Raw genomic sequence first — 17,182 nt, 5'->3', positions numbered from 1 at the left:
CCCGGCCGGCTTCGCATTCAGCTCGCGATATACGCCTTGATCTGCTCTGCCTCGAGCTCGATTTCGCGGATGCGGGACTTGACGACGTCACCGATCGAGATGATACCGATCAGGCGACCGGCTTCTTCCACGGGCACGTGACGGAAGCGTCCCACACTCATCATCTGCATCAGTTGATTGACCGTCGTATCTTCCCGACAGGTCTGCACATTCACGGTCATGATCGTCGAGACCGGCGCGTCGAGCACGGCAGCTCCCTTCTCGGCCACGGCACGCACGAGGTCGCGCTCGGTGAAGATTCCTGCCGTACGCCCTTCGTCGCCGGCGATGACGACAGCCCCGATGCGCTTCTCGTGCAGGATACCCGCCACCTCCAGCAGGCTCTGCTCCGGCGCGACCACAACCACCTCGCGGCCTTTGGCATCCAGCATGTTCTTCACGGTCATCGACATGGCTTTCTCCTCAAAGCTCTGCTCCGGTCGCAGTCCCTCCCGGAGCAACGACCATGTCGGATCGTGCCCCCGCTCCGTTCTCTTTGCAACACGCTAGTGCGCCCGCGCCGCGTCCTCGTCGTACCGTGGCAAGGGATCGAAGAAGCCGAACAGCAGAAATCCGAACAGGAAGCCGCCGATATGGGCATCCCAGGCAATCTCTCCGGCCCCGGCGCCGATGAGCGGAAGCCCGACCGCGATCATCAGATTGCCGAAAAACCAGAGCGCGGTGAATACCGCGACGGTGCGGTTCCGAAACGATCCGAGGATCGTCTGTCGCGGTTGAAGATGACCGTCGATCCGGTTGAAGCCGCCACGCGACGGAAAGGCGAAGCGGCAGGCTGCGCCCATCAAGGCCGAAACCACGCCGGAGGCGCCGATCAGGATCGTCTGGTCGCCCCAGTTCAGGAAAGCATGGAAGAAGGCCGCAGCGGCAGCCGACAGGATCCAGAACAGGATGTAACGGAAGGTGCCGATCCGTCGCACCACCGGAGCTCCGAAAGCCAGCAGCCAGAGTCCGTTGAAAAGCAGATGCTCGATACCGCCGTGCAGCAGGGAATAGGTCACCGGCGTCCAGATCCACTCCAGTCCCTGATCCGCCAGGGAATAGACATACCGCAGCGGCGTGAAGGCAAAATAGAAGAGCAGCATGCTCCTGGCTTCGCGATCGAGCAGCAGCGCGTCGATAAAATAGATCCCGGCAAGCAGCGCGATCGTCACCGTCAGTGCCCCAGGCAGATTGAAGAAGGGCTGCGGCGGCAATGGCGGTGGCGTGTCGCGACCTTCCCGAACGTCGTCTGTCGGCTCGCGCTGGTGGTCCATTCTTAAATCCTCGCTACCAATCCATTCCAGCCATATAGGTCGACCCACACGATGGAAAGAGAACGGTGGAGTTCGGCACCTGCGGAAGTGTCCGACCGTCGGCCGCAGGCTTAGCGACCGGTCAAGAACTCACGCACAAAGCGCAGCTTTGCCATCACGCAATGTTAACTCCGGTCCGGTAGGAATGAGTGACTTTCGGAAGGGAAAGCCAGACGATGTTTTCATTCCAGCCAACTCAGACACCGCCACCTGCGGCGGCAACCCGCGCCTTCCAGCGCGTAACCGTCAATCTCGGCGGTCGTCTGATGCTGGCCGACTATGAGGAATATCCGTGCACGGCGACGGAGATGTCGCCAGGCGATGTGGAATTCAACTGCGCTGCCCGTCCCCGCGTGGACGAGCGCATCATCGCCTATATCGACAATCTCGGCCGCCTGGAGGGCAAGGTCACAGCCGTTGGCAAGACCGGGTTCTCGATGGTCATCAACGCGTCCGAGCGCAAGCGAGAGAAACTCGCCGCGCAGCTGACCTGGTTTGCCAACAAGCACGAGCTCGGACTGCCGGAGGATCGCCGGCATGACCGCCTGACGCCGCGTCAGATCCAGACGGAGATCATCCTTGACGATGGTCGCCGCTACGCCTGCCGTCTGATGGACCTTTCGCTCTCCGGCGCCGCAGTCGATATCGACGTGCGCCCGCCACTGGGCACGCCGGTCAGGCTCGGCAATATGCATGGCAAGGTGGTGCGTCATTTCATGGAAGGCGTCGCCGTCGAATTCAACACGGTGCAATCGCGCGATACGCTGCGCGAGTTCCTGTAGCTTTCCTCTCAGTCTTGACGACAGAAGCGGCCGACGGCCGCTTTTTTTTGTGCGTTCGGCCCGGATCGAAGCGGTCCCCGCAGCCACGTCGGCGCATTTCGCGACAGTCGAACGAAAAAAAGATGTTCGATTTCGGGATTTTTTTCGGCCGCCATTACCTCCGTAATGGGTCTATCGGGGGCAAAAAGCCGCTCCTCAGGCTCACGAAATCGCTCAAATCATCCACCCTCGCCCACCTCAGTCGGTCGACCGCAATGGCGACGGCTACCTTCATCTGTGCCTGGGCGTTAACCGGACCGCACCGACACGCCCTGAAATCCCGGGATGACGTGCTGGCCTTGCGTCTGCTGTGTTACCGCGTTTGACCGTACTCAATTCAAACTAGATCGGCATTTGCCTCAAACTTTATCAGAATTCGACGCAAATTTGATTCGTATTCCAATCAAGTTTGATTCAATTAAGACATTGATTTTACGACGCATTTTCGCGCCCAATCAAACGCTTGATGTCATCTTGGCTTCCACAAAGGGGAGACAAGAAAATGACTCAGCGCCAGGCCCTCAGCGTCGCCATCGCATCCGCCTTCTTCATGCTGTTTGCTGCGTATTCATCTTCGGCCATGCCGGGCATGCAGGTGATAGGCAAAGCCAATCCGCCGATCGGCCACTACGAATTCTGCCGGATCTACACCAGCGAGTGCCAGCCGGCCTCCCATGATGCAGGCCCAATGACGCTGACCGAAGACCGCTGGCGCGCGCTGCTGGACGTCAACTACACGGTCAACACGTCGATCATGCCGCTGACGGACCAGGAGATCTACGGCGTGGAAGAGCGCTGGGCCTATCCCCGCACCGTCGGCGACTGCGAAGACTTCGTGCTCCTGAAGCGCAAGATGCTGATCTCCCAGGGCTTCGACGCCTCAGACCTGCTGATCACGGTGGTCCTGCAGCCGAACGGCGAAGGCCATGCGGTGCTCACCGTCCGCACCGACCACGGCGACTTCGTGCTCGACAACATGCGCAACAAGGTCCTTCCCTGGTCGGAAACGGAATATACCTTCCTCAAGCGCCAGGCGGCCGACAATCCCGGCCAGTGGGTCAAGCTCCAGGACGGGCGCGCCACCGCCGTCGGCAGCGTCGGCCAGTAAGCCAACCCACCAGATCCGTGTCGTCCTGAAACGCCGGCCAGCTCCCCCTGGCCGGCGCACTGCGTTTGGGACCCATGCCGGAGCCAGGTCGTCATCCTGTCCGATAGCGAGACAGATCGATCCTGCTTTTTAGAACCAGATCATATTGATGCCGCGATTATTTCCTTTGTGGCAATCGATTGGTGGACGCTACTTCGGCACCGAAATCCGCAGTCGTTCAAATGCGATTCATTTCGGAAGCTCGTCGTACATCATAAACCTCTTGGTAACGCTGTTGCCCTAACTTGAGGGGTAACGGCGTGGCGGGGGCGCGTCCGGAAGGTGTTCAGTTGTGCAAGCGATGAGTGCGGTAGTGTCGAAAGCAAATCTCTCTATCTTCCTCCCCAAGCCGGATGACAGGCGTACGGGCCTTCTCCTGGGATTTTTCCTGACATGCTTGGCGGTGTTGAGTCTGGCTGCGTCGCCCGCTCATGCGGCGCCGAAATATGCGGGGATTGTCGTCGACGCCAACACGGGCAAGGTGCTGTATGGAGATGATCCAGACGGCCTGCGTTATCCGGCGTCGCTGACCAAGATGATGACCCTGTACATGACGTTCGAGGCTCTTGAGTCCGGTCGGATTCGCCTGGACTCCAAGGTTCCCATCTCCGCCAATGCAGCCAAGGAGCCGCCATCGAAGCTCGGCGTACGTGCCGGCGGTTCGGTCACGGTCGATCAGGCCATCAAGGCGCTGGTCACCCGCTCGGCCAACGATATTGCAACTGCGCTTGGCGAGTTCGTGGGCGGTTCGGAATCCCGTTTCGCTCAGCTGATGACCAACAAGGCCCGGGCGCTCGGCATGACGCGCACCACCTACCGCAACGCCCACGGCCTGCCGAACACCGCGCAGATGACCACGGCACGCGACCAGGCTCGCCTCGGCATGGCACTGCGTCAGCATTTTCCGCAGTACTACGGCTATTTCTCCACACGCAGCTTCAAGTTCGGCAAGCAGACCATCGGCAACCACAACCGCCTGCTGGGCTCCGTGGATGGCGTGGACGGCATCAAGACCGGCTATATTCGTGCGGCAGGCTTCAATCTTGTCACCTCGATGCAAAAGGACGGCCGTTCCATCGTCGGCGTAGTCATCGGCGGGCGCAGCGGCGCAAGCCGCGATGCACAGATGCGCAAGCTGGTAGCGGAATACTTCCCCAAGGCCTCCCGCGGCGGCAAGGGGGCACTGATTGCCCAGGCGCCGTCCGCTCCGGTGGGCGACGCACTGGCTGCAGCTGGCCGGTTGGCTGCCCTGGACCTTCCCACGAGCGGCCCCCTGCCGCAGGTCCGCTATGAGGAACAGCAGGTCGCCGCAGCCTATGCCCCGTCGCAGAAGCGGTCAGGCGAAGCGTTGAAGGCACTCGCCGACGTCGCTGTTCCGATCCCTGCTCCTGAGTACGTGCCTGCCGAACAGGGCGATGCAGGCAGCGATGAGGTGGACGCCGTCACCACGGCCTCCACGACCGCAAATATCCCGGCGGCAACCGTCTCGGGCTGGGTCATCCAGGTTGGCGTATCGCCGAACCAGGCACTGGCAAGCGAACTCCTGCAGAAGGCGCAGGACAAGGGCGGAAAGGTACTTCGTACCGCCAAGCCTTTCACGGTCGCAGTCAACGCCAACGGCGAGCAGCTCTACCGCGCCCGGTTCGGCGGCTTCGAAAGCCAGAAGACGGCGGTCAACACCTGCAACGCTCTCAAGAAGCAGGGCGTCAACTGCTGGGCGTCCCAGCAGTAGGAATTCACCCAGGCCGTATGCCTGGACAGCAAATGGTGTGGCGTCCTCGTAGGGCGCCGCATCGGGGGACGAGTAAGGTCCCGTATCACCTCGATTGTACTGCGTTTACGAGGCCAAAAATGACTGTTTATGAAAACATCGCGAACACGCCGTTCGCGTCCGGTGTCAGACGTCCAGCAAAAGGCGTTGCACTGCATCCCATCCACGAAGCTGCCATGCGGCTGGCCGGAGCCGGGATCTCCAAGTCCCGCGGCCGCACCCGCGACCTGGTGGCGCTGTTGCTCAGCCACGGTGCCCGCGCCTGGCGGCAGTCGCAGCCCAGCGCCCAGATCCACATTCATGTCAGATCCCAGGCAGGCCATCTGCCGGTGCGGCTGAAGATCAGCTGAGAACAGCAATGTCTGGGGCGCCTATAGCAGCCCCAGGTCCGCGAGCTCTCGGCGCAAATCCTCGGGCATCGCGGCGACACTTTCGCCCATGCCGATGAGGTCACGAGGCACTTCTTCCGCCTTGTAGTACCGCCACCCCTGGAAGGGCCGCTTCGGTTGCGGAGCGGTCTCGATGATTTCAGGCCCGAGCACGAGCTCGCACCGGGAAATACCGTCGCCCCCCGTCACCGAACGGACGTCGAGCAGCATCTGCCGGGCAAGCACCTGCCCCTTGATCACCCAATAGAGCGATCCGCCGTCGAGAAGCTCCTCGATCCGCTTCGGCATCATCCGGGTCGTATGCACCGAGTGTGGCTCCAGGCCGGCGGCAATCGCCGTCAGCGCGCGCTCGCCGACCCAGTCCCGGAGATCCTCCAGCGAATCCGCGCCGACGCAGAGTTTGATCATGTGAAGAGCCATGCCGCGTTTGAGCGCTAACCGCCATTCAGGTCAAGAGGTCTGATGCCGCACCGGTCCCGTCGAGCTCAGCATTCCACCACATTCACCGCAAGACCGCCGGTTGAGGTCTCCTTGTACTTCTCGCTCATGTCGTTGCCGGTCTGGCGCATGGTCTCGATGCAGGCGTCGAGCGGCACGAAATGCGTTCCGTCGCCCTTCAAGGCGAGAGAGGCAGCGGTAACGGCCTTCACGGCCCCCAGTGCGTTCCGTTCTATGCAGGGCACCTGGACGAGCCCGCCCACGGGGTCGCAGGTCATCCCGAGATGATGCTCGAGAGCGATCTCGGCGGCATTCTCGATCTGCTCGGGGGAGCCGCCCATGACGGCCGCAAGCCCGGCGGCGGCCATCGCTGCGGCAGACCCCACCTCCCCCTGACAGCCGACCTCCGCCCCGGAGATCGAGGCATTGTGCTTGATGATGCCGCCGATGGCGGCCGCGGTCAGCAGGAAGGTGCGCACATCTTCGGGCGTCGCATCCTCGTGAAAATGCAGAAAGTAGCGTACGGTCGCCGGAATGACGCCAGCCGCGCCATTGGTCGGCGCTGTCACCACCCGTCCGCCGGCAGCGTTCTCCTCGTTGACGGCCATGGCGTAGACGCTCAGCCAGTCATTGGCGAGCAGCGGATTGAGACGGTTGCTCCGCCATTCCTCGTTCAGCTTCTCGTGGATCGCCTTCGCCCGTCGGCGCACATTGAGGCCGCCCGGCATGATCCCGTCGACGCGCAGGCCGCGCTCGATGCAGCCGTTCATCGCGTCCCAGATGCCGTCGAGTGCGGCATCCAAATCCGCGGGCGACATTTGCGTCTCTTCGTTTGCACGCTTCATCTGTGCGATTGTAAGGCCGGAACTGTGCGCCATGTCGAGCATCTGACGTGCCGTTGCGAACGGATAGGGGATGCGTGGTCCGCTCGCTTTGTTCGCCGATGTGCGCATCTCCGCAAGCTCGGTATCGGTGACGACAAAGCCGCCACCGATCGAATAGAAAATCCGCTTGAGAAGCAGCCGCCCATTTGCGTCAAAGGCGGAGAACATCATGCCGTTGGCATGCCCGGGCAGCGGCTGGCGCTTGTCGTAGACAAGATCATCCTTCGGCTGAAACAGATAGGGCGGGTGTCCGGCAGCGGCGACCTGCCCGCTCCTTTCCACCTCGGCGATGATGGCCTCCATCCGGTCGGGATCGGTGGTGTGGGGCTCCTCGCCCGTCAGGCCCAGGATCACCGCCCTGCCGGTACCGTGACCGATGCCGGTATAGGCCAGCGATCCGTGCAGGCTCACCTTCAGGGCTGCAACGCGTGCGCCTGCCGGCCTCGGCCACTCGTCGGACAGGATCAGGTCCAGGAAGCGCTTCGCCGCCGACATGGGTCCCATGGTATGGGAACTCGACGGGCCGACGCCGATCTTGAACACGTCAAGGACGGAAAGAAACATGGAGCGAGCCTCCTGGAAGCGACCGTTCGAGGCTATGCCGGAGCCTCGCGCCGGCATGGCGGCAGTCCGACATCGAGTGTGGTCGGGGCGACATCGGGGTCTTCAAACAGAAACAGCGCGGTTCAATTCCGCGCTGTTTCTCAAAATCGATCTAGTTGCGTGAAAGAATCAGATGGTGCCGAAGAGATAGGCCAGTGCCAAAATCCCGGCAAATCCTGCAAGCGCCTTGAAGGTCACAGCCCAGCAGGACTTCTGAATGGTTTCTTCCATGATGACTCCGAATGAATTGGATCGTGCGGTCCCATTAAAGGCGACCATGGTGAATGATATATTAAATTCGGTTGGATCTCGCAATTGCAAAACGTGGCCGAAGCAAGGCGATACCACAGGACAGCCATTCACTCCGTGCATGGCATCCCCAGGAGGCGGTGCGTATAGGCCTATTCCTTCCGGAGGACCAGCCCCCATTCCGCCATAGCTGTTAATTTCCACCCTCTTGCTGCTTCACGGGTTGAGGCGCATATCCCTAATCCCAAACGAACACCGGGGAATCGAATGACGGCAGCGGACTACATTGCTCTTGGTCTCTTTGTCCTCCTCTGGGCGGGCTACTCCTGGATCTCAGCCGGGGGCGGAGCCCGGTTCTTCCCGCGCGCCAGCCTCAACAGGTCCATGGCCGAGCGGCGGAAGCAGTGGATCTACAACTCGCTCGAACGCGACCTGAAGATGATCGACACGCAGATCATGGCGGGGCTGCAGAACGGCACCGCCTTCTTCGCCTCGACCTCCATTTTCGCGATCGGCGGCTGTTTCGCCCTTTTGGGTGCGACGGATCAGGTGGACGCGATGTTTCGGGATCTGCCCTTCGTCGCCTACGGCGGCCGCACCGTCTTCGAGCTGAAGGTCATGGGCCTGACGATGCTGTTCGGCTATTCCTTCTTCAAGTTCGGCTGGTCCTACCGGCTTTTCAACTACTGCACGATTCTGTTCGGCGGCTTGCCGATGGTAGATCGCGCTCGGTCGGACATGGTTGCTGCACGCCGGTCGGCCGATCAGGTGGTGAAGATGAACACGATCGCCGCCAAACACTTCAACGACGGCCTGCGGACGATTTTTTTATCGATCGGCTATCTCGGTTGGTTTGTCGGGCCCTATATGTTCATGCTGGCGACGGTGGTCGTGATCTTTGTCCTGACGCGGCGTCAGTTCTTTTCCGAAGCCCGCAAGGCAATCATGGACACCGGCGCGCCCTGACTGCCGTAGCACCATGCCGACACCGCATTTGAAAGGTCTCTCTTGACCCTCGCCGAAAGCCAGAAGCCCTCGCCTGCCGTCCCGCGCATCCTGATGATCGACACCCTGCGCGGTGTGGCCCTGCTGGCGATGGCGTCCTACCACTTCACCTGGGATCTCGAATTCTTCGGCTACCTCGATCCGGGGACAGCCACGCAGGGCCTGTGGAAGGTCTATGCGCGATTGATCGCCAGTTCCTTCCTCTTCCTGGCCGGCATCAGTCTCGTGCTGGCGCATTACCCGAACATCCGCTGGCGCTCGTTCTGGAAGCGGTTTGCCATCGTGGCCGGGGCCGCGGCGGCAATCAGCATCGCGACGCTGATCGCGCTGCCCAACGAGTGGATCTTCTTCGGCATCCTGCACGGCATTGCCGTCGCAAGCCTCGTCGGCCTCGCCTTCGTGCGCCTTCCACCGCTCGTCTCCGGCGGCGCTGCGGCATTGATCGTCGCTCTGATGGTGATCGATGGGTATGTCGCGCCCGGAAGCCTGCGCTCGGCAGTCTTCGATCCGAAATATCTGGCATGGCTCGGGTTTGCCCAGACGCCACCGCGGTCCAACGACTTCGTGCCGCTCTTTCCTTGGCTGGCCGCCCTCCTGGCCGGCGTCTTCGTCGCCCGCCTTGCGATCCGGCGCCAGTGGCTGGCGGCCCTAAGCCGGGTCCAGGCACGGCCAAACCTGCTGACGCGCGCCGGACGGCACAGCCTGTTGATCTATATCCTCCACCAGCCGGCGCTTATCGCGATCGTCTACCTCCTGTCGATCACGGTCCCGCCGCCACAGGCAGACCCGCGCGAGAGCTACATGCGCGCCTGCGAGAGCGGCTGCGTCGGGAGCGGCAACGGTGAGGCGCTCTGCCGGAGCTTCTGCAGCTGCACCGCAGACGGACTCCAGGCACAGTCGCTGATCACGCCGATGCAGGAGGGGAGCATCAATCCGCAAACGGATGAAAGGGTTATAGCCCTGGCGCAGGAATGCTCGATGCTGAACCAGTAGCGACGCCGGTCAGGTGCTGACGCCGATCTCCGCCAGCCGCGTCAGGCAGGCCTCTTCGGCATTGTCGAGTTCCTCGAGGGTCTCTTCAATGTCCTTGCGCTTCTGGCGCAGCTCGTTGCGCTTCTCGTCGATGCGGTTCATCATCAGCTTCAGCTGCCCGAGTTCACCCGGGGGTTCCTTGTAAACCTTGATGATTTCGCGAATTTCGGCGATCGTGAAGCCGATGCGCCGGCCACGCAGGATCTCCTGCAGGAGACGGCGGTCGGCAGAGCGGAACAGCCGGGTGCGACCGCGTCGCTCGGGCTGGATAAGGCCCTCGTCCTCATAGAAACGCAGCGTGCGGGTCGAGACACCGAATTCCCGCGTCAGCTCCGTTATCGTATAATATTTGTTCACGGCCATTCCCTGTACTGGCCGGTCAGAATAATTGACTTTTACGTAACAGTCAATTTTGACGCACCCTCACCGCAGGAGCCACCAGGTCGCCAGACCCAGGAAGCTGAAGAAACCCGCGATATCGGTGATGGCGGTGACGAAGACCGCGGAAGACACGGCCGGGTCCGCACCCGTCCGGTCCAGCACCATGGGAATGGCGATCCCTGCCACGGCGGCGGCAAACATGTTGATGATCATGGCGGCGGAGATGACGAAGCCGAGATTTGCGTCCTCGAACCAGAAGCCGGAAACCACGCCCACCACGATGCCGAAGAACAAACCGTTGATCAGGCCGACGCCCGCCTCGCGCCGGATGACGCGCCAGGCGTTGTGGATATCGAGGTTGCGGGTGGCAAGCGCGCGCACCGTCACCGTCATCGTCTGGGATCCGGCATTGCCGCCCATGCCGGCGACGATCGGCATCAGCACGGCAAGCGCCACGATCTCCTGGATGGTTCCTTCGAAAAGGCCGATCACCGAGGCGGCCATGAAGGCGGTGACGAGGTTCACCATCAGCCAGGGCACGCGCGAACGAGAGGTGTCTATGAGCGAATCGGACAGTTCCTCGTCACCGACGCCGACGAGGCGCATGAAATCCTCTTCCGCCTCTTCCTGGATCACGTCGACCACGTCGTCGATCGTCAGCACGCCGACGAGGCGGCCGTTGTCGTCGACAACGGCGGCAGACAGAAGGTCGTACTGCTCGAAGATCTGCGCGGCGTCTTCCTGGTCCATTTCAGCCGGGATCGGATAGTTCGTCTCGCGCATGATGCTCTCGATCCGGACCAGGCGCTTGGTGCGCAGGATACGGTCCAGATCGACGATGCCGAGCAGCTTGAAGGTGGGATCGATGACGAAGATCTGGGTGAAGCTCTCGGGAAGCTCCTCCTCCTCGCGCATGTAGTCGATCGTCTGCCCGATCGTCCAGAACGGCGGCACCGCGACAAACTCCGTCTGCATGCGCCGACCGGCCGACTGCTCCGGGTAGTCGAGCGCCCGACGAAGCCGCACCCGCTCCGTGAAGGGCAGCTGCGCCAGGATTTCCTCCTGGTCTTCCTTGTTGAGGTCCTCAAGGATGTAGACCGCATCGTCGGAATCAAGCTCGCCGATCGCCGCAGCAATCTGCGCATTCGGCATCTGCTCGACGATCTCGAGGCGGATCGCCTCGTCGACCTCGGTGAGCGCCGTCAGGTCGAAGTCGGCGCCAAGCAGCCTGATCAGCGCCATGCGCTGGTCGGGCTGGATGGCTTCCAGAAGATGGCCGAGTTCCGATTCGTGCAGGCGCACGACATGCTGGCGCAGGAAAAGCACGTCCCTGTCGGCGATCGCCGCGCCGACGAGCGCCAGGAAATCGGCCCGCACCGATCCGTTTTCGGCATAGATGTCGTGGGTGGCGTCGTCGTTGCGGTTGCGAGCGCGGTCTTCGTTGTCGATGTCACTCATCTGCCGCCCCCGCCTGATCCGCACAGGCCTGAGAATGGCCGCCGGAACCGTAATGTCAACAACCGGATAGAGGTGCGCCAGCTGCCCGCACCGGCTCCTGCTAGACGAAATGCCGGTGCCGGTCCAGCACCTGTGCCGCAGATGGTTGAGGGCCGAGCGATGCCGGCGTATGAAACCCGCAAAGTGCAGCAGAGGCAGCCATGGCCATACGTCTCATCCTCCGATATCCCGATGCTCGCCTGTCTCAGCCGGCAGAGCCGGTAACGTCCTTCGACCCCGCCCTCCGGCAACTCGCAGACGACCTGCTGCAGGCGATGCGGGCCGCGCCGGGCGTCGGCATCACCGCTCCGCATATCGGCGTGCCGCAAAGGCTCGTGGTGCTGGAGCTGCCGGAAGAAAAGCCGCGGACCTATGTAAACCCGCAGATCCTGTCCGCGTCGCAGCAGACCGCCCGCCACACGGAAGGGAGCGTCTCTATGCCGGGGGCAACGGAAGAGGTGGAGCGACCCGCAACCATCCGCCTCCGCTACCAGGATATCGACGGCGCCGTCCACGAATAGGATGTCGGCGGCTTCCATGCCGTCTGCATGCAGCACGAGATCGACCAGCTGGACGGCATCTTCTGGCTGAAGCGCCTGTCGCGGCTGAAACGAGAGAGGCTGATCCGCCGCTGGCAGAAGCAGTCAGCCGGCTGATCGTCTCGAACCATTCCTCCCGCCGGACGTTAGGAAACCGAAACGTCCGAAAGGAGACCCCGATGACGACCAAGAAAATCCCCGGCGACACGACCCGCGAGGAAGACTACCGCGACTACGACACCCGCAATATCGATGACGGCTGGCCTTACGCCGACGCGGCCGGTGCCGCCGCCAAGCCCGTGGGCAATGCCGCCTATGGCGATCCGAACGCCAATTTCGACCGCGAGCGCAACCGCGGCTATCACGTCGACAATGTCGACAAGGAAGGCTTCGAGGAGCGCACGCCCGACAGCGTCCTGCCCGGCACGGACGGATTTGTCGCATCGGACGACATCGAGGAACGCGTGACGGAAGCGCTGGACAATCTGGGCGACGTGCCGATGGACAGCATCGACGTCCATGTGCAGGACGGAACGGTGACGATCGAGGGCATCGTCGACGACGCCGACCTTTCGCACCGCATCACCGCAACCGCCCGCCAGACCAAGGGCGTCCGCCAGGTGATCAACAACCTCCGGCTCGCTGGTGTCGATACCCATATTCCGACGGACGATTGAGGCAACGCGCTCCGCTGCGAGCGGCAGCTACTCACAGCGGAGCAGTGAACATAAGCCGCATTCCTGGGGACTCTACCTTTATCAAAGAAGTCGCCAGACGCGATTCTGCCTGCAAGCATCTGCGTGTTCCTCATAGTCTCCTGCAACATGCCATTGAGCAGGAACGCCCTCCGATAACGGCACCTCTTGGTTCAAAGCGCGCGCCTTGTCTGATCGAGCACCGATGCTCGCCAAGCCAGGAGCGCTTTTTCTTGGCGCTGCACTTTTCAAAAGGAATAACGAAATTGGGGAGATAATCTCTTGAAAACTGGGTGACGATATTACAGGATGGACTCCTAATACTTTAGGGACGGCTTATTGCCTCGAAAAAAATCGAGCAAATTGAGGGATACAAGCCGATTGTAGAGCTAATCTACAGCGATGTACGCATTAGATGCCATTAGGAGGCCAATAATGAAACTGACATTCCTTGTAGCGTCACTCATTCTCGCCACCCCCCTATCAGCTGTCGCTCAGAGCGCTGCCGGTCAACAAGTCCCATCCATGCCGATGGCTGAAATCAAGGCGATCATAGCTGAACAACAGACAGCGAGATCGTCCGAGGCTATATCCTCTCTGGAAGCCCTTGCAGAACAAGGAAACGCCGAGGCGCTTATGCTTCTCGGCGATATTTTCGCCAATGGCACGCTAGCTCAAGTAGATGGCGCCAAAGCAGTGGATTTTTATCAGCGGAGCATTGACGCCGGGGCCAAATTCGCACGGTACAAGCTCGCGGAAATCTATCGGCTGGGGGACATAATTCCGGAAGACGAGTCCAAGGCGGCAGAGCTTTATCAGGTATCTGCCGACGAGGGACTTGCTCCAGCTAAGGTCAGGCTTGGCCTAGCCTACATCCATGGAGAGGGTGTCGATGCGGATGTCGACCGGGGTGTCGCCATGTTGCAGGAAGCCGCCGAAGCTGGTGACCAGATGGCGATGAACACGCTCGGAAACCTTTATTCTTCGGCTGAAGGCCCTGTTCAGGCCGACAACCCACAAGCTCTGCAATATTTCGAACGCAGTGCCGATGCAGGAAATGCATTTGCGATGCTGAAGCTTGGCAGTGTTTATCTGTCAGGGACGTTAGACGATTCCGATCCCGAGAAGGCAATGATATATCTGCAACGTGCATCTGAAGCTGGCGTTCAGCAGGCGGATGTCATGATTGCAAACGGGCATATAGAAGGCCGCTTTGGTTCGGCCTCGAATCCTTCCGAGGGAATTGGCAAACTGGAGGAACTGGCTGAGCAAGGCAGTTCGGAAGCACGAGCGTCCCTCGCGGACGTCTACTACTTCGGCAGGAGCACGATCAAAGACCCTACGAAAGCGGTCGATATCCTCCAGGTTGCAGCAAATGAGGGCGATGTTCTCGCTGCTCAACGACTAATCTACTTCTACAGGGACGCTCCGGCAAAAGGAGTGGCCAAGGACGTAGGCAAAGCCAAAGAAATCTTTGAGCGAGTAGCCGCGGAGATGCCTCCTTCCGTTGCTGCGCGCGAACGGGTCCTTTTGGCAGCAGCATCTGCATCGGGAAGGCAGTCGCTGTCTGCAGTCACTGATCTACTCAATGAAGTTCCAGAAAGCGATCAGAGTGTGGTAATTGCTGCCCTTCGGTTTACAAACCCGAACGCGTTTGTCTATGTCGCTCAGAGTCGGCTACAGGAGCGTGGGGCTTACTCTGGACCACTGAACGGTCTCCTTACATCGTCCACCATTCGCGCAATCAACACAATTTGCGTAAGTGATTGCCGCTTGGGGCCGCTTAATCCCGAATCTGTTCGAAACATCTCCAGGGCACTAGCGGAGCGGCCATAGCAGTGCCACCGTCGGCTCTAACCGTCCACTCTTGATAGGCGTTGTCGATGGAGAGCATCTGGCTGCTGTTTGCAGTGAACCTTGTAATATGCGCATGGGGAATCCGGGTCTCCTCATCTTTGTCGATGGGTGTGCTTGCCAAGAGCGCCTTGAATCCGGTGCTTATCCTATGGATTTTCCACCTATGCTGTAATGTCCTTTATGCGGCCTACGGAAATGAGCATTACGTCTACCATCCGCGCGCGACATTTTATGCCCCAGCCGGGGATCGGCTCTATTCTTATGTGATTTTCACTCTTTTTTCTTTTGCACTTGCGCTCGGGAACACAGTTGCCGCAAGAGCCTCTAGCCCGCTCGGTCCAAGCCCGTACCCTCAAGACCGGGGGCTGCCGGCCCTGCCTCTTTTCTTGGCCAGCTTATCGATCTCGGGCTTCGTGGTTTTGTACCTCATAGTTGTCTTCAACGTCAGGAGCACCTCTGACTTGCAAGCGCTGACTGCGGATCGGTTCGTCGCCTACAGGGAGTCATCGCTAGTCATCTACTTGTTTATGCTCCCGTTTCTGGTGTTTTCGGCCTATTGCTCAAAGTCCAAATTTAGGCTGGGCTTTTTTCTTTGTTTCGCGCTTACATTCCTCGCGGCAATGGCGTCTGGAAATCGCATCAACATACTTTCGTTGTTTTTTGCACTTGGAGCAGCGTTGACACTTCGAGGATGGCGCTTTCCTCGGCGCATCTGGCTCGCTTTCCCGATGCTCGGTCTCGCCTCAGCCTACTCACTCTACTATCTGCGTGGGTTCAAAGCCTATTCCTCCGTAGATGAACAGGTGCAGCGAAGCGGTGGCTGGGTTGATCTCCTCGTAAATCCATTTGAATTTCACTATCATCTTTCCCTGACTTCCATTGTCACAATGGGCTTGGATGATAAGATCGACCGTATTCCGGGCGAAGCCTTTTGGGCAGCATTGTTTCTGCCTGTACCAAGGTCGATCATGCCTTTTAAGGGGCTATCTCCGAGCGCACCATATTCCGAAATCATCAACCCCGACGTTTGGTTCAGATTCGCAAGTCAGACCACGCTCGGCGTCTTTGGCGATGTTTACCTGGAATTTGGCCTCGTTGCAGGCAGCTTGGTAGTCTTCTTGCTTGGTTGGTTGTGGTACCGGATGTCTACCCCAGACCCTCGTCGAGCGATCGAAGTTCAGGCGATGGTTACAACGGCCATGCTCGCTCTAACGATTCTCTTCGTCAGGGCCGGCATTACTCAAATGGCACAAATTTTCTGGTCGTGGCTCGCCCTGAGGCTGATGTTCGCGCTGATCGGCGGGCTTTATTCGAAGCCCCCTGCGGCAATGAGGCCGAATAATTTGTCATCGGCCACAAGGCTCCGAAGCAGACAATCCTGAACAAAAAAACCCGCCGAAGCGGGTTTCTTTGGTGCGGTCGAGAAGACTCGAACTTCCACGGGTTGCCCCACAGCGACCTCAACGCTGCGCGTCTACCAATTCCGCCACGACCGCATCGTGGTAGAGCCGGACGGGTCCGGCGGGGCAGCATTTAGCAAAAGGAATTGGCCGGCACAAGAGCGCCGTGACAGATTTTTGAAGGATAACAATCCGCTCGCGGACATCCCATATGAAAGCCTTGTTCCGGCTGCCATCCCGCCCAGAGGATCGCTTCCTGTATTGCCCGCAACCGGGGGATTTGCCAAAAGGCCGGAGAAGGAGTTTTCCATGCTGGCGCGCACCGATCTCGACCATCTCATGCACCCCCTGCCCGGCTCGCCGCCGGTACGCTGGAGAATCACCGAAGGTCTCGTGCCCTACGAGGCGGCGGTCGCGGCCATGGAGGCAGAGGTGGCGGCCATCGCCGATGGTCGCGCCGACGAACTCGTGTGGTTGCTGGAGCATCCGCCACTCTATACCGCCGGCACCAGCGCCGATGCCGGCGACCTGATCGAGCCGGATCGCTTTCCCGTCTTTGCGACCGGCCGCGGCGGCGAATACACCTATCACGGCCCCGGCCAGCGGGTTGCCTATGTGATGCTCGACCTGAAGCGCCGCCGCCAGGACGTGCGCGCCTATGTCGCCGCGCTCGAGGAACTCATCATCCAGACGCTCGCCTCCATGAATGTCCGCGGCGAACGTCGGGAGGACCGCGTCGGTGTCTGGGTCCGCCGTCCGGACAAGCCGGCCCTCCCGGACGGAACCCCTGCGGAGGACAAGATTGCAGCCCTCGGCATCCGCCTGCGCCGCTGGGTGAGCTTCCATGGCCTGTCGCTGAACGTCGATCCCGACCTCACCCATTTCTCCGGGATCGTCCCCTGTGGAATCAGTGCCTACGGAGTCACGAGCCTCGTCGATCTCGGCCTGCCGGTGATGATGTCGGATGTCGACATGCGCCTGCGCGATGCCTTCGAAGCGGTTTTCGGACCGACCGTGGCAGACGCGCACTGAAGGCCCAGCTTTCTTCCCACAGTGATACTGTCGCGCTGATTGATCGCATTTGGTCAGCACCCGCTGTCGCCTTCAGACCTTATCAACAAG

At 60.6% G+C, this 17,182-nt stretch carries 16 protein-coding genes, 1 tRNA gene and 1 pseudogene; 11 read left to right on the top strand and 7 right to left on the bottom strand.

The features are described from left to right. Window positions 1–17 precede the first annotated feature (17 nt). Window positions 18–452 (bottom strand): CBS domain-containing protein, encoded by a 435-nt coding sequence (locus EO99_RS0108080; protein WP_029618137.1) that lies wholly within the window; start codon window positions 450–452, stop codon window positions 18–20. 93 nt (window positions 453–545) lie between these two features. Beyond that, entirely contained in the window at window positions 546–1,313 is a 768-nt protein-coding gene (locus EO99_RS0108075; RefSeq protein ID WP_029618136.1) for a rhomboid family intramembrane serine protease, read from the bottom strand. Window positions 1,314–1,528: 215 nt separating this feature from the next. Here EO99_RS0108075 and EO99_RS0108070 point away from each other — a divergent pair, with 215 nt between their 5' ends. The 4 genes from EO99_RS0108070 to EO99_RS0108050 all read left to right on the top strand — a co-directional run bounded on the left by EO99_RS0108070 (window position 1,529) and on the right by EO99_RS0108050 (window position 5,441). Beyond that, window positions 1,529–2,134 (top strand): PilZ domain-containing protein, encoded by a 606-nt coding sequence (locus tag EO99_RS0108070; RefSeq protein WP_029618135.1) that lies wholly within the window; start codon window positions 1,529–1,531, stop codon window positions 2,132–2,134. Between the two features lie 541 nt (window positions 2,135–2,675). Further along, entirely contained in the window at window positions 2,676–3,281 is a 606-nt protein-coding gene (locus EO99_RS0108060) for a transglutaminase-like cysteine peptidase (RefSeq protein ID WP_051679759.1), read from the top strand. Window positions 3,282–3,612: 331 nt separating this feature from the next. Beyond that, the gene (locus tag EO99_RS0108055) at window positions 3,613–5,052 is read left to right on the top strand and encodes a D-alanyl-D-alanine carboxypeptidase family protein (protein WP_081852006.1); all 1,440 of its coding nucleotides are present in this window, start codon (window positions 3,613–3,615) and stop codon (window positions 5,050–5,052) included. 119 nt (window positions 5,053–5,171) lie between these two features. Then, entirely contained in the window at window positions 5,172–5,441 is a 270-nt protein-coding gene (locus tag EO99_RS0108050; protein WP_029618131.1) for a hypothetical protein, read from the top strand. Between the two features lie 21 nt (window positions 5,442–5,462). Here the strand turns inward: EO99_RS0108050 and EO99_RS0108045 are convergent, their stop codons facing one another. Next, window positions 5,463–5,900 carry a DUF1489 family protein gene (locus tag EO99_RS0108045; RefSeq protein ID WP_029618130.1) on the bottom strand — a complete coding sequence of 146 codons (438 nt, stop codon included), beginning with the start codon at window positions 5,898–5,900 and terminating at the stop codon, window positions 5,463–5,465. 65 nt (window positions 5,901–5,965) lie between these two features. After that, window positions 5,966–7,366, bottom strand: a complete 1,401-nt coding sequence (locus EO99_RS0108040; RefSeq protein WP_029618129.1) for an L-serine ammonia-lyase — start codon at window positions 7,364–7,366, stop codon at window positions 5,966–5,968. A gap of 555 nt (window positions 7,367–7,921) precedes the next feature. On the opposite strand from EO99_RS0108040, the gene EO99_RS0108030 reads away from it, so the two are divergent. Together EO99_RS0108030 and EO99_RS0108025 are read left to right on the top strand one after the other, a co-directional pair. After that, window positions 7,922–8,620 carry a DUF599 domain-containing protein gene (locus EO99_RS0108030; protein WP_029618128.1) on the top strand — a complete coding sequence of 233 codons (699 nt, stop codon included), beginning with the start codon at window positions 7,922–7,924 and terminating at the stop codon, window positions 8,618–8,620. A gap of 42 nt (window positions 8,621–8,662) precedes the next feature. Continuing rightward, the gene (locus EO99_RS0108025) at window positions 8,663–9,652 is read left to right on the top strand and encodes a heparan-alpha-glucosaminide N-acetyltransferase (protein ID WP_029618127.1); all 990 of its coding nucleotides are present in this window, start codon (window positions 8,663–8,665) and stop codon (window positions 9,650–9,652) included. 9 nt (window positions 9,653–9,661) lie between these two features. On the opposite strand, the gene EO99_RS0108020 is transcribed toward EO99_RS0108025, so the two are convergent. Further along, a complete protein-coding gene (locus EO99_RS0108020; RefSeq protein WP_029618126.1) occupies window positions 9,662–10,054 on the bottom strand; it encodes a MerR family transcriptional regulator in 393 nt (130 codons plus the stop codon). A 60-nt stretch (window positions 10,055–10,114) separates the two neighbouring features. Further along, the gene (gene mgtE, locus EO99_RS0108015; RefSeq protein WP_029618125.1) at window positions 10,115–11,530 is read right to left on the bottom strand and encodes a magnesium transporter; all 1,416 of its coding nucleotides are present in this window, start codon (window positions 11,528–11,530) and stop codon (window positions 10,115–10,117) included. A gap of 200 nt (window positions 11,531–11,730) precedes the next feature. Here mgtE and EO99_RS25600 point away from each other — a divergent pair. From EO99_RS25600 to EO99_RS0107995, 4 genes and pseudogenes are all read left to right on the top strand, one after another. After that, window positions 11,731–12,225 (top strand): annotated as a pseudogene (locus tag EO99_RS25600) (peptide deformylase). A gap of 62 nt (window positions 12,226–12,287) precedes the next feature. Continuing rightward, on the top strand, window positions 12,288–12,785 hold the full coding sequence (locus EO99_RS0108005) for a BON domain-containing protein (protein ID WP_029618124.1): 498 nt from the start codon (window positions 12,288–12,290) through the stop codon (window positions 12,783–12,785). Between the two features lie 453 nt (window positions 12,786–13,238). Beyond that, complete coding sequence (locus EO99_RS0108000; RefSeq protein ID WP_029618123.1) at window positions 13,239–14,639, top strand: tetratricopeptide repeat protein; 1,401 nt, start codon at window positions 13,239–13,241, stop codon at window positions 14,637–14,639. A gap of 47 nt (window positions 14,640–14,686) precedes the next feature. Continuing rightward, on the top strand, window positions 14,687–16,042 hold the full coding sequence (locus tag EO99_RS0107995; RefSeq protein WP_029618122.1) for an O-antigen polymerase: 1,356 nt from the start codon (window positions 14,687–14,689) through the stop codon (window positions 16,040–16,042). Window positions 16,043–16,071: 29 nt separating this feature from the next. Here the strand turns inward: EO99_RS0107995 and EO99_RS0107990 are convergent. Then, a tRNA-Leu gene (locus EO99_RS0107990) sits at window positions 16,072–16,156 on the bottom strand. Window positions 16,157–16,369: 213 nt separating this feature from the next. Between EO99_RS0107990 and lipB the strand changes: the two genes are divergently transcribed. After that, window positions 16,370–17,092, top strand: a complete 723-nt coding sequence (lipB, locus tag EO99_RS0107985; protein WP_029618121.1) for a lipoyl(octanoyl) transferase LipB — start codon at window positions 16,370–16,372, stop codon at window positions 17,090–17,092. Window positions 17,093–17,182: the final 90 nt, after the last annotated feature.

This window comes from Pseudorhizobium marinum, from assembly GCF_000705355.1.
GTDB classification, from domain to species: domain Bacteria; phylum Pseudomonadota; class Alphaproteobacteria; order Rhizobiales; family Rhizobiaceae; genus Neorhizobium; species Neorhizobium pelagicum.
The sequence above is the reverse complement of the archived record's forward strand: the minus strand, read 5'-3'. Positions and strand labels throughout refer to the sequence as shown.

Coding starts and splice junctions, on each gene's coding strand:
- EO99_RS0108080 (WP_029618137.1), bottom strand. CDS start 452: ATGTCGATGACCGTGAAGAACATGCTGGATGCCAAAGGCCGCGAGGTG.
- EO99_RS0108075 (WP_029618136.1), bottom strand. CDS start 1,313: ATGGACCACCAGCGCGAGCCGACAGACGACGTTCGGGAAGGTCGCGAC.
- EO99_RS0108070 (WP_029618135.1), top strand. CDS start 1,529: ATGTTTTCATTCCAGCCAACTCAGACACCGCCACCTGCGGCGGCAACC.
- EO99_RS0108060 (WP_051679759.1), top strand. CDS start 2,676: ATGACTCAGCGCCAGGCCCTCAGCGTCGCCATCGCATCCGCCTTCTTC.
- EO99_RS0108050 (WP_029618131.1), top strand. CDS start 5,172: ATGACTGTTTATGAAAACATCGCGAACACGCCGTTCGCGTCCGGTGTC.
- EO99_RS0108045 (WP_029618130.1), bottom strand. CDS start 5,900: ATGGCTCTTCACATGATCAAACTCTGCGTCGGCGCGGATTCGCTGGAG.
- EO99_RS0108040 (WP_029618129.1), bottom strand. CDS start 7,366: ATGTTTCTTTCCGTCCTTGACGTGTTCAAGATCGGCGTCGGCCCGTCG.
- EO99_RS0108030 (WP_029618128.1), top strand. CDS start 7,922: ATGACGGCAGCGGACTACATTGCTCTTGGTCTCTTTGTCCTCCTCTGG.
- EO99_RS0108020 (WP_029618126.1), bottom strand. CDS start 10,054: ATGGCCGTGAACAAATATTATACGATAACGGAGCTGACGCGGGAATTC.
- mgtE (WP_029618125.1), bottom strand. CDS start 11,530: ATGAGTGACATCGACAACGAAGACCGCGCTCGCAACCGCAACGACGAC.
- EO99_RS0108005 (WP_029618124.1), top strand. CDS start 12,288: ATGACGACCAAGAAAATCCCCGGCGACACGACCCGCGAGGAAGACTAC.
- EO99_RS0108000 (WP_029618123.1), top strand. CDS start 13,239: ATGAAACTGACATTCCTTGTAGCGTCACTCATTCTCGCCACCCCCCTA.
- EO99_RS0107995 (WP_029618122.1), top strand. CDS start 14,687: ATGGAGAGCATCTGGCTGCTGTTTGCAGTGAACCTTGTAATATGCGCA.
- lipB (WP_029618121.1), top strand. CDS start 16,370: ATGCTGGCGCGCACCGATCTCGACCATCTCATGCACCCCCTGCCCGGC.